The organism is Mycoplasma seminis, from assembly GCF_030718845.1.
Lineage (GTDB): Bacteria > Bacillota_I > Bacilli_A > Mycoplasmatales > Metamycoplasmataceae > Mycoplasmopsis > Mycoplasmopsis seminis.
In genome coordinates this window covers 349793-368739 of record NZ_CP132191.1, presented here as the reverse complement: position 1 = coordinate 368739, position 18947 = coordinate 349793, and the positions used below count along the sequence as shown (strand labels likewise).

Below are 18947 nucleotides of genomic sequence, written 5' to 3'. Positions count from 1 at the left end.
CCTATCTTGTTTTAATTACTTTTGGATCAAGTGCATCGTGTACACCTAAAGCCACAAAGTGAAGTGAAACTGAAATTAATAATAAGATTGTAGCTGGTAAAGCTAAGATAAAGGCATTATCACCAGCTTGTGAAGCAGCACTTGAAAGTATTGCTCCTAAGTTTGCTTGGTCTGATTTAAAGAACCCAAGGAAAGCAAGTGATGATACAGACATAATAATTGATGGAATAGCAGCAACATAACTAGTTGAGATTTTTCCAATAATTGCTGGTAAAGCATGTTTGTAAATAAGTCTTGCTTTTGAAGCACCAACTGATTTAGAAGCTGTAATATATTCTTGATCTTTTACTGTAATAATAAACATTCTAGTGCTTCCTACTGAACCAACTCATCCAATAAATACTAAGGCAATTCCTAGTGTAAGATCAGTTGTTCCAAATGTAGAAGCAAAAATTAATAATCAAATAAGTGTAGGAGGAGCTACAAAGATATCAATAATACGCATGATTACTGTATCAATTCATGATCCAACATGGAATCCGAGGTATGCACCTATCGCTACCCCAATTATAGTTTGAATTGTAGCTACTATAATAGCAAGTCTAATAGCTTGTCATGTTCCTACTCATGAAAGAGTTCAAATATCAATTCCGTCTTTATTTGTTCCTAAATATGTTGTGATATTAAATTGTGGGTTTAAAGCAATAATTTGGTTAATATAACTTCTAACTTGTTCTACGCTTGCATCAGCTGGAAGTTGACTTTTTTGTAATGCAATTGCAATGTTTTGCACCTTAAAGAATGTATAAGCATTTACTTCAACACTTTGGGTAGTGTCATTTAGGTTAATAACTCTAATTGCATTATTTGGATTATTTTCACCTAAGAAAATAAAGTCTTGTCAAAGTACTCCATGATATTCGCTTGCTCATTTTTTGGTTAAACTAGCAAAATCTGGAATATTTTCCGAAGAATACCAAGGAGAAAATACTGGTGGTAAATTTTTAATATTAGATGTTGAGCTATCTAATTTTAAAACTTCATGAGTTTTTGCATTTATATAATAAATTGGAACAGAATTATAAAGTGGTTTAGTTGATGAATATTTTGCTGTTGATGTAACTACGATTGAAATAATTAAAATTGTAATAAATACAATAAGCGCAAGAACTGAAGCTCAGCTTGTGAAAAATCTTTTAAAAATTTCCACTAAAAGCTTTTTAGGCTTACCTGCAATATTATTTAATAATGATTCATCTTTTGGAGCAAATTGGCTAATAGCAGGACGTAAATTATTTATTGAAAGATTATATTTTTTTTCAAATTCTCTAGCATTCATACTAAACCCCCTTTGCTACAGTTTCATTCATCTTAAATTGTTTGTTTCTTTCCATTCTAGCCAAGATGAATTTTGAATATGAATATGGACTAGAAGCAGTATATTTAATTCTAGGATCAAGTAGTGCAAATGATATATCAACTAGAATTGTGGTAAATAAGCTAAGTGTTGTAAAGAACACTGTAGAGAACATAATAATATTGATTTCACCTTTAGGAAAGGCTTGAGCAATAACTTGAGATGTTCCTGGTACATTTCAGTATGTTTCAATAACAATTCCACCACTAAGAAGTCCAATATAACTTGGAATTAATATAGCAGCAAGTGGGATCGAAATATTTCTTAAAACATATTTGAAAAATACTTCTCTTTTTGAAAGCCCTTTTGATTTAGCAATCAAAATGTAATTTGATGTAAGTACAGTAATAACTTGATTACGTGTATATGTAATATATCCTGATAATGAACCTAAGACAATGATTGCAATTGGTGGTAATCATGAAAGTATCATTTTACCTACACCATAGGCTTCAACATCAGTTTTATTATTAAAGTTAATAAATTGAGGTGGAATATTTACTGAGAATAAAATTGAAATTAAAATCGGTGCAATAACGAATGAAGGAAGTGCAATAAACACTAAAGCAAAGAAGTTAATTCCAGCATCAGTAATGCTTCCACGTTTGTATCCAGCTACAATTCCTAATGTAATGCCTAAAATAGCTGCAATAACAAAGGCTGGAAGAGTAATTATAATTGAGTATTTAAGGTATTTAAAGAAGTACTCAGAAATAGAACTTGTGTTAGTTTGTTGGAAAATATTTTGATCATAAGGGATACCGAAAGGAGTTTTTGAATTAGTAAATAATTCTTGAACTCAGTATCCAAAACGAATGAATGGATTTAATCTCATATTCATTCAAGTATTTTTAACTTCATCATAATTTAAATTATTTGGAATTAAATGATACTGAACGGATTTGTCAAATAAATCACGTAATTCTTGGGCTGAAGCTGCGGCATTTCCACCACCACCATTAGCACTTTGTTGTACTTGAGCTGCTTTAAGTGCAAATGGGTTATCTGCGAATTGAGCAACTAATAAATACACAACTAAAGTAATTGCAATTAAAGTAATAATTGCAAATCCAATACGTTTAAATATGTATTTTCACATAAAGTTCCTTTCTATTTGTCTTTAGCAGTTCTAACATTAGTTATATCATCGTAAGTTGAATAGTTAGCTGGGATAATGTAATTAGGGTTTGAAAGTGAAGGAGCAAAAGCTGAAACAGATACAGACACAGATGTTAAATCAGGTGCTACTCCGATAAGATTATTAATTTCTTGTGCTAAATTAACTAAATCAAGTTTTGTAACTGGGAAATGATCACCTTGTTTTCCTTGAGTTGTATATTCTAATCAGAATCTTGCATTCAAGTTATTTAAAGAAATATATTGTCCTTGTTCTTCAGCAGGAATATCAACTAATTTTTCACCATCATATTTTTTAACCCCAAGAATTTGACCTAAGTTTAAAATTTCTTGAATTGAGAGTTTTGTTGTTAAATCTGAATATGAAATACTTAATTTATTTCCTTCTCTTTGTACGAATTTATCAAAGTATAAAGCAGCTTTGTAAATTTGAGGATAAGTTTTTTGTGCTTTAGCTGCAAAATCTGGATTTGATAAGATATGTGCTAAAAATACAAAAAATTCTAAATATTGTGAATAAGCTGTAAGTCCAGAACCTATACCATCATAATCATATCCTCAACCAACACGAACAAATGGTGTAGAAGCATTTAATCAGTAATCCATAAAGTCTTTTGATTTACTTTTTTCAAATTGTTTAATTGTAAATTCTAATCTGTCATCTAAACCATTTCAAGTTGCAACTAATTGATTATAAGCAGTTATTAATGCTGGTGTTAAGTTAGAATAAGGTCACATTAAAGTCATTTTAACTTTTTCTTTTCCTAATTCTGGATGTTGCTCATAAACCTTATCAAGTAGATTTTTCATTCTAGTTTTTAAGTCACTGTATAAAACAGATTTCATAGCGTCTTCAGCAGCTTCATCTAATGCACTAGAGTTAGATGGTTTTAATAAGTTTGATTTAATTTTATCAAAGTAAACTCTATCTCCAGTTTTTCCATCAACCACGAAAAGACCATTGACTAATTCATTATTTTGACGTAGATTATTTTGAGCTGAATCATCCCCGTTATTTTCATTAATAATTGCATCTGGAGCATATCCTGTTAATCAAGGTTTTACTTCTCTACCAATTGAGGTTTGTTGAGCAATATAACTTCAGTTAATTGCAGCTGATAAAATATTTCTAAATTCACCACCTAGTCCTAAAGTTGTATATGGTAAAACACTTTTTGAGTTACCTTTAGCAGCTTGTTCAGCAGAAATTCCTCATAATGCATAAGAAAAGGCATCTGAATAATATTGTTTATCAGCATTTTTAGGCTCAAGAGCTCAAAGGAATACTTTAATAAATTGATTATTAGAAAGAATAGATTTCATCATCATTCCATATCCATCAGGGTTTGCAATTACTTTATTTTTATTACTTTTAGTTAATTCTGAATATGGATAGTAAACTAAACCACCAGCAACATATTGATTATAAGAGTTGTTCTTATATGTTTCTGGGTCAATTTGAGTTTGTTGATAAATTGTATTGTATCTTAAAATTGTTTGATTTGAACCAGTATAAGTTGTATCAAAGTAATATGGATTAAGGAATTGAGATAACATAAAGGTATCAGAGTTAAAATCTGTTCCATAGTATTTACCTGAGAATAAGGTATCTTCAGGTTTTATTCCATATCAATAAATTCCAGTACTACGTGCTAGACCTGTAGCTGATTTAATTGCATCAGATATTTCATTAAATTCATTCTCATTATTCATAACATCTGAATTTTGTGAATAAATTGGTAATTCATTATTTCTTGATTTATCTTGAATATACATTGATGGAGCCGGAACAAATTCATAACCACTTGTAATATTGTTAAGGAATTTTGCAAAATCAGCTGGATCACTTTGAACTAATTTATTAACAACAAATAAATCATCAATTTTATTCGGATCTTCTGGATTAGCTTGAGAAAGTAGCGTTTGCCCTTTATCTAACATTGTATCAAATGAGATATTGAATAAATCGAATAAATATTTATTTCCATATTGTTGATCATCGCCAAATGTTTTATTTGGATTTGCTAAAAGTTTTCTAGCTTCTTTATCGATTAATGCAGTCCCACCATGTTGACGTCTATATTCAGTATCAATCATTTGTGTTCTTACTACTGAAGCATAAAAATCTTGTGCAACAACTGGATATTGAGTTCTTTGTCCTTGTGAATTAACTCAAAATTGACCAGGACGAATTCTGAATGAAATTTTTGATGCAGCTTTTAAAGCATCATCAAATTCATTTGAGTTAATTGAACGTGGATTACTTGATCTTCTCTTAACAAATGAAGATGAGTATGAACCATCTTTATTATCACCAGCTGGTGCTAGTCCTGCTGAATCATCATCAAACACTTTTACATCAAATCCACCTGATTGATTTGGAATATAAACATAAATTGCATCAGCTAATTCTAATTTATATCTTTGTAATGATGGAGAAAGAATTTTTTGTATTTTAACTTGTTTTACCCCATCAGGTGTCACTTGTATTTCAGTTTCATTGTGAACATTAGGTCTACCTAAAGATTCTAATGAGATGAATGAAAGTGTTGTAGTATCAATAGTAGAAGTAGCTGCTCTTGAACCATATGACATTGAATTATCATAAAGGAATGGTGATGGAGAATATGGTGAGTTATAAGAAATTTGGTAAACTCTTTGTCTAGCAATTCTATCTCCAATCGGAGTATTTTCGAATTTTATATCTTGATGCAAGATGTTTTTAATTTGTTCTTGTGTTAAATATTTTCCTTCAATAGGGTTAGGATCTTGTCAAGATTTATCTAAAGCATTAACATCATATAAATAAATATCTGTATTTAATTTCTTTTCATAATCAAAGCTTTTTACATAATTATCATATGCTTCATTTATTTGAGCGCTAAGTTTTTGCTCAATTTCTGCTTTAACTTGAGCTCTTTTTTCGTTTAATACTTGTTCCTTGGTATCAATGGTATTAGAAATTTCTAAAGTTTCAGCTGTATTTACTGCAATTTCTTTAGTTATTTCATTAATTTTTTCTTGAATTTGATCTTTTTTCGTTCCTAGAACAGAAGCAAAAGTTGCTTTTGCTATCGTATCATAAATACTATTGTATTTTTTAACTTCATTTTGAGCATTAATGATATTTTGCTGTAATTTAGTAATATCATTTTTTCTTGTAGTTACATCTTTTTGCAATTCAGTAATCTTTTTGTTAGTAGACTTAATTTCTTCACTTGAAAGTTGTGGATTTTTTAAACTATCTTGCAATGCTTTGATTTCTGTTTCTTCCTTGCTAATAGCTTCGTTATTATCACTTAATGCTTTATTTGCGATTTCTAAATTAGATTTCATTTTTTTCTTCAAGCTTTTTGCTTCTTTAAAACTATATTTAGAAACTGTTCCATCACTTCCTTTGTAATCGAATTTTACAGAAGATAATTGATTCCAATAATCTTTAGCGCCTTGAACTCCAAATAAACCTGAAGGGATTGTAGCAATTTGATCTTCAAGAGTTTCTACATTAGTTACACTAGGATCTTTAACTATATTATAAAATAGAATTTGTCCTGATAAATTTGAGATTTTTTCATTAATGTTTTGAATTTTTATTTTTAAACTTGTAATTTCATCAATTAAAGGATCTAAAGCTGACTCAATTTGTTCTTTTTGACTTATCAGCTTTTGATATTGTGTTCAATAGCGTTCTGCATCAGCACTTGCTTCAGCAGCTTTTTGTTGATATATAGCTAATTCTTTAGCATTTTTAATTACACTCGGTAATGTAGTTGTGTTTTTGCCTACACAACTAGATAAAAATGCTACGGATGCAGTAATAGAAACTGATGAAAGTCCAATTAACAATAATTTGAGACTTTTTTTCATAAATTACCTCCTTTATTTAATTTTAAATAATTTATTGCCTAATTTTATTCATTCTTTAATTAATTTATCAACATAGTTGAAGCCTAGTTCATAGAACTCTTTGGAATTTAAGTCCACTCCAACTTTTCTTAAAATTTCAATTGGATAATCAGAACATCCGGCTTTTAAGAAATTATTGATATAGTTTTCTAAAGCTGCAGTTCCTTCTTTTTGGTATTTCGCAAAGAAGAAATTAGCTACTAATTGACCTATTGCATATTTATATACATAAAACCCATAGTAGTAGTGTGGTACATAAATGCAGCCAAGGTTTTCTTTTTCTTTATATTTATTTTGTTTGTTTTTATTTATCTTATATTTAAGTGAGTTATTATAGTAAATGTGTGAAATTGATTCATAACTACCTGAAGCTTTTCCTTCAGAAATCGCATTGTATAAATCATATTCATAATTAGCTCATTCCACTTGACGTAGAACTGTACCAATAAATCCTGAAATCATGTTTGAAAGGATTTTAAATTTTAATTTATCATCATTTGAAGTTTTAAGTAAATAATCAAATAACATTAGTTCGTTAAAAATAGAAGCAATTTCAGCTAAGAAAATTGGATATTGTGAATTAACTAATGGTTGATATTTTGATGAAAAGTATGAATGCATTGAGTGACCTAATTCATGCGCTAAGGTTTCTACACTACCTAATTCACCATCAAAGTTCATTAAAATATATTTCTTTTCAATTCCATATGTTCCACCAATAGAGTATGCTCCAGAACGTTTATTATCCACCGGCATATAGTCAACTCAGTTTTCATTAAATGCTTTTGTTACTTGCTTGTTGTATTCTTCACCAAAAGGTAATGTTGCATGAGACACAATATCTTTAGCTTCCTCTACTGTATATTGACTTTTAACATCAACAAGTTCCCTAGCAGTGTCCCATTTTTGCATATCTTCTTTAAATTTAGCTTTATAAAACTTGTTATAAGCTTTTTTATATTTTTTAAAGATATCTAAATGGCTTGAAACTTCTGAAAACAAAGTTTGTAAAATATCATTTGTCACTTTATCTGGATTAGTTAACATTTCAACTGCTGAAGGATAATTTCTAATTTTAGCTTCAGTAGTAATTTGTTTAAAGTGCTGATATAAAGTTTCTGATAATGATTCTTTATGTTGATAGTAAGCATTTCAATAATTGTTGTAAGCTTGCTTTCTAACTTCTTTGTTATTTGATTTCATGAATTTAACACGATTAGTTGGATTAAGTTTTACTTTCTTTTTGTCGCTTAAAGAAATGTAACCATATTGTAATTCTGAATCGGTTAAAATAGAGAAAATATTATGAGGATCAGGTTCACCTAAGGCTGATTTAATTAAATATTCTTCAACTTCGTCACTAAGTTTGTGTTCATATTCATCAATTAAATCAACTATTCCTCTTTTATATAATTGTAATTCAGACAAATCTTTTCAAACTTTCATTTGTTCAATGTGCTTGAAGAAGCGATTTGCTTCAGAGCCAAATTCTTCACCCAGTTGTTGTTGTAAGAATTCTCAGTCCTGTGATAGTTGCTTAAATTTAGGATCAACAATATTTATATTATGGTTATTTGATAAATAATTGCTGATTTTAAAATCGATAATAGTTTGTACTTCTGAATCTTTTAAATCTGCAAGATAAGATTCAACATTGTTATATTTTGTATCTTTATTTTTTATTCTTTTTTGTGAAATTTCTTTATATTCTTGTATCCAGTCTTCTAATTGTTTGCCTTCTAAAATAGCTTCTAGATCCCAGCGGTATTGTTTAGGAACATCAGCATATTTTTTATACTGTTTTACAGACATAAAAATCTCCTTTATTTTTTAAATGAAAAAAGAAAGTTCTGTAGGCTACAAACCTACAAAACCTTCCTAAAAACTATAAATATAATTTAAAAGTAGAATTTGTAAATCTATAGCACCAATGTTATCAAACAAAGAGTAGAAATCTTTTATGCTTTTCTACCAGCTTTAAAGTCGCCACTTTAAATGCTTCGGCTTTTATATCCTTTCAATATTCTTCTTTGCATGCCTGCTCGAATATTTACTCTTACTAAAAGCTCCTCTATAGTTTTATATAAAGCAATAACAGATTTCTTAGTGTAATCTGTTATTATAGCCAACAGACACAACTAAAATTCACTCATCATAATTTGTCAACGACGAATGATCATAATAATATTATTAGTTGTTGTCATGTTTCTTTCTTTATTCATGTGCTTATTATAGCACACTCAACATTTTGCAAAAAGAAAAAAATATAATTTCCACATTTTTCCACATTAAATTGTGAATTTTATATGTTTAAGCCTTATTCATTGACTTAAACACAAAAGATATAGCTAAAATAAAATGATAAAATAAAGAAAAATAAGGAGGTTTTATGAAACAAAAGAAAAAAACTCCTACTTCAAAACCTAAAGCTAGCTTTTGAGAAGTGTTTTTATTCATTCTAAAAGTAACTATTATTGGTTTCGGAGGAGGAAATGCTTTAATGCCGGTAATCCAGCGTGAGGCAGTTGTTAAAAAGCAGTGGTTAACTGATGAAGAATTTGATGATATTGTTATTGTAACTAATATGCTGCCTGGAGCTAGTGTTATTCAAACATTATCTTATATAGCTATTAGTTTACTCGGGAAGGTTAAAGGAACTATTTTAACTTTACTCGCTATCTTGCCGCATGTTTTATTAGCTTTTGCATTCTTAGTGGTATTAACTAAATACTTACCACCGATGTATTTAAAAATTATTTCAGTTGGGGTGCTAGTAGCTATTATTGCATTCTTAATTAATTTTGGAGTTAGATATGCTAAACAAGCACATAAAACTATGTCTACTCCATTATGAATTCTTATTTTCTTATTTTCAGCAGGATATTCTTTATTTATTCCTGCACCATATAACTTACCTGTAATAGCTATTGTGGTAGTTATAGGAATTTATTGTATTTGGTATTTCATTTCAAACAAGAAGAAAAAAACTTTAAGCCAAAAGCAACTTAATGAACAACAACACAAAATTTGTGAAATTGAAAAAGAACAATTAGATGAATCTGATATTTCACATAATATTCAGTGTGATATCAACCTATTACCAGACAAGGAGGATAAGTGATGACACCGTTTATAGGATTTTTAGTTTGTATTCCATTAATTATCTTTATCTCTCTTTCTGTTTTTGGCGGTGGGCAAGTTTTTATGCCTATATTTCAATGATTATGAAACTTAATGCATTCAACATTTGGGGTTGATTCATTAGATGAAACAATGATTAATAATATTTTTACAGTAGCTAATACCACACCTGGAGTTGTTTCTACTAAATTTGCCTTCTTTACTGGATATGTAGTAGCAAATGGTTCTTGATGAGGATATATTGCTATGTTTATTACTTATTTAGTATTCTGCCTACCAGCTATCATAGTAATGGTTATTACTATGAAGTATGTTAAGAAATTTAAAACTAATTCATTTGTAGCTAATATGCTTATAGTTATGAAACCAATAGTTGCTGGAATTATGATTTCATTAGCTATTTCACTATTTATTTCTATAATAATTCCGGAATATTATTTCAACTCTTCTACAAAAGGATATGCTGGAATTGCTGAAAACAACTACTTTGTAGGATACAAAAATATTATTCTTAAGATTTATGTGCCTGTTGGAATAATCGGGTCATATTACTTAGCTAAAAAGAAATTTTCATTATTCCTAATTATCTTAATAAATATTGTTATTTCATTAATATTATTCGCACCATATGCTGGGTAAGGAAACATTCATTGCATCAGAGGTCTCTCTCCTGAGTTTCGGAGTTTTAGTTTAAAAATTCTATAAAAATTCAAATTAATTAAGATTTATATATCTATGATATATGGATTTTTAATTTACTTCTAAAAAAGTCCTTTTATTTACTTGTATTACTTGTATAAAATGGTATAATATAGACATGAAAAATAAGTTTATAGTTATCAAACACAAAAGAAAAGATCACACATATATTTCTGTTGCAACATCAAATGGTTATGGAAAAGGATATGGTAACCAAGTTGGTATTGGTAGATTAGAAAAATTAGAAGATTTATCATCAAATCCAATAAATGTAATAAAAAATGTTTGTGAAACATTATCGATTACTGATTTAAAAGAAAAAATCAAGCAAAGTATTATGTTCGCATTAAATTCTTCAAAAACAGAAGTTTACAATGTAAACTATGGGATAAATATCCTTTATGATTTGATTAATAAATTCGAAATATTTGATGCACTCCCAAAGACAAGACATAAAGAGCTTAATAAAATTCTAAAATACACAATTGCAAGTAGAATAATTGATGCAAATAGTTATATTTCAATACATAAAAATAAGTATAAATATGAAGATGCCCCAAACACTAGCAAAGATAGTTATTATTCCTTATTAAATCTTATCTATGATAATAAAGAAAACTTATTAAAAAGAATTAACGAAAAAGTTATTAAAAATACATCAAGAAAAGTTGAACTAGTTTTCTATGATTCAACAACTATGTATTTTGAAAGTTTTTCACATTTAGGTCTTAGACATAGTGGTTATTCAAAAGATGGAAAATTTAAAGAAGACCAAGTTGTTGTCGGTATGGCTACAGATGAAAATGGTATTCCTATTCATATTGAAACCTTTAAAGGAAATACTGCAAATTCTAAAACTTTCATTCCTTTTGTATTAGAAATGAGCAAAATTTATGAAATAAAAAATGTAACAATAATTGCCGATAAAGGTATGTCTACATCAAGTAACATAAGATTTTTAGAACAAAAAGGGATAAATTACATAATTTCTTATCGTTTAAAATCAGGTGCAAAATCATTTAAAGATTTTGTTTTAGATGAAAGTAACTATGTAGGTGATGAAAACTTTAAATACAAAGAAGAAACAATTGTTTCTCTATACAATAAAAAACGTCCTAACGGAAAACTAAGACGTAGAATAGTTACATTTAGTAAGAAAAGAGCTTTAAAAGATAAAGCTGATAGACAAAACTTAATTGATAATTTTAATAAATTAAAAAACAAAAATGGATTAGTTGAAACCGGTAAATTAACTGGTGGAAAGAAATATAAATTCTTCAAAAAAGTTGGTAAAGCGTTTTATGAATTAGACTATAAAAAAGTTCAAGAAGATAGTCAATTTGACGGTTATTATATTTATGAAACGTCAAGAATGGATTTAACATCTGAAGAAATTGTTGAAATTTATGCAAAACAATGACAGATTGAAGAAAACTTTAGAACAATGAAATCATCATTACAAGTTAGACCTATGTATGTTTGAACAGATAAACATATTGAAGCACATATTTTATTATGTTTTATGTCTCTTGTTATCATGAAATTTTTACTTTACTCAGTTAACAAAACTCTAAAAGATACTGGCGTAATTGATAGATTTTCAAATGAAAGAGTTATAAAAGCAATTAAATCAGCTGAAAAAGTCGTAAAAGTTGTTGATGGTCAAATAAAAGAAGAAATTTATATACGAAATACTCAAAATTCAGATTATATTTCTGATTTTGAAACAATACAAACAATATTTTCAAAAATTGTACAAGTAATTTAGACATAAAAAATACGAATAGCCCTATTTTTAAGGACTATTCGTTTTTTAAGCCTTTAAAACTCCGAAACTCAGGAAAAGGATATGCTGGAATTGCTGAAAACAACTACTTTGTAGGGTACAAAAATATTATTCTTAAGATTTATGTGCCTGTTGGAATAATCGGGTCATATTACTTAGCTAAAAAGAAATTTTCATTATTCCTAATTATCTTAATAAATATTGTTATTTCATTAATATTATTCGCACCATATGCTGGGTAAGGAAACATTCATTGCATCAGAGGTCTCTCTGGTGCTTTTTGCTGCAAAAAAACACATCCTCAAGCGTGAGAATGTGCTTAAAATAATTATTTTCCAAAATATGAAACATTATTATAATCAGGATTAATTATATATCCTTCTGGTAATGATTCAGAAAAAGCATTATCTATATTATATTTTGATAAATCTTTTGTGTATTCTGGTAAGAATTCTTTTGATAATTCACTTTGATATGATAAGTAGTTTTTATAAACATCAAAGAAGTATTTCTTGTTTTCACTAGTTTGAAATTCTATTCAGTAGAATGATTTAGCAAAATCTTCATATGGAGAAAGTTCAGCTTGTAATTTTTCAAGTTCAGTTTGTAATTTTGCTTTTTCTTCATCTGATTTTGCATTTTCAACTTCTTTTTGCTTTTGTTCTACTTGAGGTTTTAAAACTGCAATTTTATCATCAATAGCCTTATAACCACCTTTTACTAATTGAATTTTATATAAACCATTTCCAAACATTAGTTCTGAATATAATGAAGCTAGTGATGAAATAGTAGTTGTAGATTTTGCAATTTCATTGCTTAAAATCTTAAACACTTCTAAGATATCATTTTTAACTAATTCATTATCAAGTATACCACCAGTGATTGTTCCATCTTTAATATCTGAATTACCTTTAATCTTTTCTAATTCAGAATTTAACTCTTCTTTTAATTTAGCAATTTCAGCTTCTTTGCCTTCTTGATCGGAAGCAATTTTAATTTTATTTATTAATTCTATTGCTTTTTCTGAAGTTTGTTTGATTTTTATTAACAACTGATTATATGGTGCAAGCATTTCTTTTGCTGTATTTAATTGTTCTTGCAACGATGCTAAATCACCTTCGGTTTTTTTAGCTTTAATATCAGCTATTTGATGTTCTAAATCAAAAATTTGAATATTTATATCATTCATACTTGATAAGTATAATTGATATGCATGAGTTCAGAAATATAAATATGGATCTGATAAGAAACTTGATTGTTCTTGTTGAGTTAATTTTGTTTGTGTAGAAATAGCTTTTCTTTCATCATTAAGAACTGGATCAAAAACTGTATATTTAATTGATGATTCACCAGTATCTGTATTAACACCATAAATTAAATATTCAGGTGCAAACCCAAGAGAAATACCACTTGTTGGTTTAGCATCAACTTTTACAGAATAGTTAACAAATGCAGTTTTCATGATTTGATAAATTTCTTTAAAGTATTTTATCGGTTCTTTATTAACATCTTGGAATTGTAGATTATCTAGCGAACCGAAAAACTTCATTTGAATTTTTTGTAAATCTGATGTAGGAATTGAATTGTAATATTTAACAACATTTTGGAAGTTGAATGTACCTTTGTAGCTTGCTGAATCCCATTTAAAAATTGCTGTATCAGGATTTTTAAGGCTTTCTAAATATGTTGCATAAAATGGTGTATCTTTTAAAAAGTTCTCAACTACAGCTTTAGCGTCTGCTTCTGTAACAATATTTTCTTTATAATGTTCTTGATCTAAATATGTGTAATCTTTTAATTCTCTAAGAGGTCCTACAAGTGCAGCAACTATTTTTTTCGCTTCACTATCCTCTCTAGGTTTACCAGTTTCACTATCGTTAATAACTTTTCCATCATCATCATATTCTAAGAATTTAATTGAATTAAATACGTCTCTAGGCATAGCGGCTGCCTCAATTAATCCTTTTAAGTTTCTATATTGATTAGGAATATTAGGATTATATGTTGAATCAGCTACATTTTGTATATAATTAGCAATTTGAGCTTTTAACTTATTAATTGCTTCAGAAATTTTTGTTTGAGTAGCAGCATCTGGTATTTTCTTAATTTGTTTATCATTTAAATTGATTTCATTTTTTGAAAAATTTGATGTATATAAATCATTTATTGTGACTTTATAATTGTTATTGTTTACTTCAACTATACTTTGTGGGCTTATTTTAAAACTAACAAAAGTATAAATTAATAATTTACTATTAAATAAATTGTTTTCAAATTCAACTAAATTAGGTTTTTCTTTAGGAGCAATACGTTTTTTAACTTCAAAACCATTATCCTTGATAAACTTTCTTGCATATACAATTGTTGGATCATCATCATACATACATGAAACAGCACTAAGCGGAATAATTCCTGTAACTGTCATAGCACCAAGAATTAGCGGTAATTTTTTAAATTTAATTTTCATATTAATTAATAAAACATTTGCACATAATTTAATGATTTAATACCTGAATAAGCTATTATTGAGCCCATTACAAATAATAAACAAGCAAATGCTAAACCTCCTATTGAATAAGCTTTAACATATTGATATGAATCAATAATTTTGCTATCTAAAATAACTCTTTGATTTAAATCTAATATTGGTTGAATTTGTGAAATTAATACAGATAAACCAATTATCGCAATGAATGCTAATACAGCAATAACTGTTCATGTAATAACTTTTCTTTTGTAATTTTTCATAGCTATCCTTTGATTGTTGAACCTTGTCTACTAATAGCAGCCATGATTCTCTTTCTAAAGATTAAGTAAACAATAAACATAGGTAAGATAACCATTAAGCTGGCTGCAAGTTTTACGTTTTGCATAACATTTGCACCAGACTCAGGGTCATCAGGGTTAATTCCTGCTTTGAAAAGTCATACAGAAACAACATCTAATTTTGCAGTTGAAATTGTTGAAACAATTGATGGTCATAAGTATGAGTTTCATGAAGCAAGAGCAGTAAGAATTACAATTGTAAGTGTTGTTGGAACAACCATTGGGAACGCTACTTTAAATAAGTATTTTGCTCCTCCTGCTCCATCAACAAGTGAGACTTCTTTAATTCTTCCTGGGATTGCTTCAAAAGCATTTTTATACATTACTGTGTTAAAAATACTTGCAGTGAATGGTAAAGCAACAGCAAATAAGAAACCAAAATATTTAACAGCCATATCTGTTTTTAAAACAACAAGATATTGTCCTGATAATAAGGCTACTTCAGGAAGAACAAGCAAGGCAAGGGCTAAGAATCAAACAACACCCTTTCCCCTTCAATTACGTAATGAGAATGCATATCCCATTAAGAAAGTAATAAATACTTTTAATGTAACTGAAACTAAAACATTTAAGAATGTAAGAAGCATAGCACTTCAGTAACCTGAAGACATAGCTCTGCTGTATGTGTTAGCGACAACATCTCCTCAAGGAGCTAATTGTAATCCAGTTCCTGAATAATATGTTAGTCCTTGTGAAAATGAAGGTAGAATTCTGAATTCAGTTTTTAATGAACTAGCTTCTGTATCGTTCATAAATGAAATTGAAATCATATAGAAGAATGGGAATAGAACAACTACTCCAAAGAAGACTAAAAGTAATAATTTAAGTGATGTGGTAGCAGCAACTTTTGCAACACTTTTTTCTGTAACTTGTGAAGAAACTTTTTCTTGATTCTTACGAAGCTTTCTTTGAATCGAGCGCTTGCGTAGCTTTAACTTTAACTCAAACATTTCTTTCTCCTAAGTTATTTAATGATGTTTGCACCATGAAGAATCCACCCCTTACCATTGAAGAGAATGTAACCCCTATGATGAATAATGAAATTGATGCTGCACCAGCGAGTTGGAAGTCACCTGTTTGTGTTTGTAAATAAACATAAAGCATAAGTGAACCACCACCAGCGTTAAAGGCATTAACAGGTTTGTTTTCGAATAATGCAAGTGGGAATACTTTTAGTCCTCCGATAATTCCTAATGTAATTAGGAAGTTAATTGTGCTTTTAATTGAAGGAAGTGTTATTGTAAAGAATTGTTTAAATCCGTTTGTTCCATCAATTGAAGCAGAACGATATAAGTTTTTATCAACACCAAGCATAGCTGTAGTGAAGATTAAGATGTTGAATGCAAGGCCATTTCAAATACCGTTAACAATCATTGCTATTAATGCGTTAAATGTGTATTGATCTTGAGTTTCTAATCATGCAACATTTGTTCCTAAAATTTTATTTAATAATCCATATGTACCAAATAGTTGAATAAATGCAAGTGAGACAGCAACACCATTAGTTACATAAGGCATAAAGAACACTGTTTGTCAAAATCCTTTAGCAAATTTTCTGTAAAGTTTAGCAATAACAGATGAAATTACTAAAGAAATAATCATGACAAATGGTAAAACAAACATACCATAAATAAATGAGTTTCTAACCCCAACAGCAAAACGTGGATCTGAGAATACTTTCACATAGTTATCGAATGTTGGGTTACTTTGCTTGTCTTGGAAAGAACTAATTAAGTTTAAGAACATAGGTGTGATTGTAAACATTAGTAAAAGAATAAATCCAGGTAAAAGTAATAAAATAGGTTTTCACAATGGAGTTCTTTCATCTAATATCGAATGTGATAAAGTAGATTTTTTATTTGATTGTTTTTTTGTTGACCAATCAAATAAAAATGGAAGTTTTTTCTGTAATACTGAGTGAGCTTTATTATTTAATAACTTCATATTGAAGTCTTTCTTCACTTGATGCATCAAAAATATGTAATTTATTTAATGGTACATCAAAGAATATATCATCACCAACGTGGAAGTCATAGTTGTTATCAAGTAAGAAGTTGATTCTACCTGTTCCTTCAACATCCACAACTAGTTTACTTTCTTTACCAAAGTTCTCTTGAACAACTACTTTACCTTTAAATGAATAGTTATCACCTTTTTCTTTAATAATAAAGTCTTCAGAACGAACACCAATATTTAATGAAATATTGTCTTTATTTCCTTCAATTTTAATTTTTGGTAATTCAACACCAGCCATAGTTAATTTACCGTCTTTTACTTCTGAGGCAAATAATCCCATTTCAGGCATACCAAGGAATCTAGCAACAAATTGGTTTTTAGGCTTGTTGTATAGTTCAAGTGGTGTTCCCATTTGTTGAACTTTAGCCATAGACATACAGATAACAATATCTGAAATAGACATAGCTTCTTCTTGGTCGTGAGTAACAAACACTGTTGTAATTCCAAGAGCTTGTTGAATTTCTCTAATTCATTGACGAGTTGAAATACGTAACTTAGCGTCAAGGTTTGAAAGTGGTTCGTCCATTAATAATATTTCAGGTTTTTTAACAATAGCACGAGCGATAGAAACACGTTGTTGTTGTCCCCCTGAAAGTCTTGTAGGTTTCTTTTGAAGAATGTGAACAATTTCGACACGAGAAGCAACTTCCATAACTTCATTATGAATTGCTTGTTTTAATGAAATATCTTCTTTTGATAGTTCTTTAATTTGATCTTTTTCTTCTTGGCTTAAGAAATCGTTTTGAGATTTTTTTAATTCTTTTAAAAGATCATTTAATTTATATTTCTCTGATATTTGATCTGTTAATTGTTTATAGTAAACACGAGCAACTGTAGGAAGTTTTTTTGCATCTTCTGTTAATTGTTTGTATTCTTCATTTGTTTTAAGAATGTTTTTGAATTCATTCTTAGCTTCTAAATAGTTAGCTTTTGTTTCTTCTTTTAAAATTGTATATTTAGCAATAATTTCATCTTGCTTCATAATGAATTTATATCTTGTAAGAAGTTTTAAAGCTTTTTCTTCAAGTTTAACAATAGCTATTCTATCTTTAAGAACTAAATTATTAAAATCAACTAATAATAATTTACTTACGAATTCTTGTATTTCTTGAATTCTTTCTTCCATTTCTTCTTTAGTTGTTAATCTTTGATATGATTTAAATTTTCTTTCAACATCTTCAAGGATTTCAGCACGAATCAATTCTGCTGGAAGTAAATTATTAGCTAAATCTGAATTGTATTTTTCTTTTATAGTATTGATTTTTTGTTTTGAATCTGCTTTAATTTTTTTGTTTGTTTTAATTACATTCTTAGTTAGTAATGAGATTTCTGAATCTTCATGTACTAATGTAATTTTATATTCTGTATGCGCTTTTTCATATTTAGTTACTAATTTTGCATATAATTCAGCAACTTTATGTCCGGCTTCTTCAGAAATTATCATTCAGTTATTGAATGCTTCTCTTAATGAAGCAATTTCTTCAGCTGTTGCACCTAGTTTTTTGAGGTACACGATTCTTTTTTCATTACGTGCTTTTTCACGTGTTAAGTAGAATCTTCTTTGTCAATCGGCATCATTTTTTAAAGGGAATGCTATGTTTGCATACACACTCATGTGTGGGTATAGTGCATAGTTTTGGAAAACGAATCCAATTTTTCTCTTTTGAGGAGTAAAATCAGTAACGTCTTTACCTTTAAAAAGTATTTTACCTGATGTCGCTGTTAAAAGTCCAGCAATAGCATTAAGAGTAGTTGTTTTACCTGATCCAGAAGGCCCGAGTAATGTTACTAGTTTACCTTCAGGAATCTTAAAACTAACATTATCTACAGCTAATGTTTCACCAAAGTCAATGTTAAGATTCTTTAATTCAATAGCAGGTACTGAATCTTTATCAATTTGTTCGATTTCATGAACATATGAATTAATTCTTTTTAAATCTTCTTCAGTGACTGTGATTCTTTTGTCATTCACAGCTGAAATTAATTTATTAATTAGTTTCATTGAATTCCTTTCTATTC

At 28.6% G+C, this 18947-nt stretch carries 12 protein-coding genes and 1 riboswitch; of the genes, 3 read left to right on the top strand and 9 right to left on the bottom strand.

Annotation, left to right across the window (positions count from 1 at the left end; all coding sequences use genetic code 4):
- Position 1: 1 nt before the first annotated feature.
- The 4 genes from Q8852_RS01660 to pepF are packed head-to-tail and all read right to left on the bottom strand — an operon-like array spanning position 2 to position 8272.
- Positions 2–1339 (bottom strand): ABC transporter permease, encoded by a 1338-nt coding sequence (locus Q8852_RS01660; protein ID WP_305938257.1) that lies wholly within the window; start codon positions 1337–1339, stop codon positions 2–4.
- A gap of 1 nt (position 1340) precedes the next feature.
- Positions 1341–2516 (bottom strand): ABC transporter permease, encoded by a 1176-nt coding sequence (locus tag Q8852_RS01655; RefSeq protein WP_305938256.1) that lies wholly within the window; start codon positions 2514–2516, stop codon positions 1341–1343.
- An 11-nt stretch (positions 2517–2527) separates the two neighbouring features.
- The gene (locus Q8852_RS01650) at positions 2528–6421 is read right to left on the bottom strand and encodes an OppA family ABC transporter substrate-binding lipoprotein (protein WP_305938255.1); all 3894 of its coding nucleotides are present in this window, start codon (positions 6419–6421) and stop codon (positions 2528–2530) included.
- A 12-nt stretch (positions 6422–6433) separates the two neighbouring features.
- Positions 6434–8272 carry an oligoendopeptidase F gene (gene pepF, locus Q8852_RS01645; protein ID WP_305938254.1) on the bottom strand — a complete coding sequence of 613 codons (1839 nt, stop codon included), beginning with the start codon at positions 8270–8272 and terminating at the stop codon, positions 6434–6436.
- A gap of 102 nt (positions 8273–8374) precedes the next feature.
- A riboswitch (Lysine riboswitch) is annotated at positions 8375–8542 on the bottom strand.
- Positions 8543–8849: 307 nt separating this feature from the next.
- Between pepF and Q8852_RS01640 the strand changes: the two genes are divergently transcribed.
- The 3 genes from Q8852_RS01640 to Q8852_RS01630 all read left to right on the top strand — a co-directional run bounded on the left by Q8852_RS01640 (position 8850) and on the right by Q8852_RS01630 (position 12068).
- Positions 8850–9596, top strand: a complete 747-nt coding sequence (locus tag Q8852_RS01640) for a chromate transporter (protein ID WP_305938253.1) — start codon at positions 8850–8852, stop codon at positions 9594–9596.
- The gene (locus tag Q8852_RS01635) at positions 9581–10240 is read left to right on the top strand and encodes a chromate transporter (protein WP_305938252.1); all 660 of its coding nucleotides are present in this window, start codon (positions 9581–9583) and stop codon (positions 10238–10240) included. Before Q8852_RS01640 ends, Q8852_RS01635 begins: the two co-directional genes overlap by 16 nt.
- A 178-nt stretch (positions 10241–10418) precedes the next feature.
- A complete protein-coding gene (locus Q8852_RS01630; protein ID WP_305938251.1) occupies positions 10419–12068 on the top strand; it encodes an IS1634 family transposase in 1650 nt (549 codons plus the stop codon).
- A 346-nt stretch (positions 12069–12414) separates the two neighbouring features.
- Here the strand turns inward: Q8852_RS01630 and Q8852_RS01625 are convergent, their stop codons facing one another.
- Genes Q8852_RS01625 through Q8852_RS01605 form a run of 5 tightly spaced genes read right to left on the bottom strand, consistent with a single transcriptional unit; the run spans position 12415 to position 18930 of the window.
- Positions 12415–14553, bottom strand: a complete 2139-nt coding sequence (locus Q8852_RS01625) for a hypothetical protein (protein ID WP_305938250.1) — start codon at positions 14551–14553, stop codon at positions 12415–12417.
- 5 nt (positions 14554–14558) lie between these two features.
- Entirely contained in the window at positions 14559–14834 is a 276-nt protein-coding gene (locus Q8852_RS01620) for a hypothetical protein (RefSeq protein WP_305938249.1), read from the bottom strand.
- Positions 14835–14836: 2 nt separating this feature from the next.
- Positions 14837–15862: a carbohydrate ABC transporter permease gene (locus Q8852_RS01615; protein ID WP_305938248.1), complete on the bottom strand. Its 1026-nt coding sequence runs from the start codon at positions 15860–15862 to the stop codon at positions 14837–14839.
- The gene (locus tag Q8852_RS01610) at positions 15807–16856 is read right to left on the bottom strand and encodes a carbohydrate ABC transporter permease (RefSeq protein WP_305938247.1); all 1050 of its coding nucleotides are present in this window, start codon (positions 16854–16856) and stop codon (positions 15807–15809) included. Before Q8852_RS01610 ends, Q8852_RS01615 begins: the two co-directional genes overlap by 56 nt.
- Complete coding sequence (locus Q8852_RS01605) at positions 16840–18930, bottom strand: ATP-binding cassette domain-containing protein (protein WP_305938246.1); 2091 nt, start codon at positions 18928–18930, stop codon at positions 16840–16842. The genes Q8852_RS01610 and Q8852_RS01605 overlap by 17 nt, the downstream gene beginning before the upstream one ends.
- Positions 18931–18947: the final 17 nt, after the last annotated feature.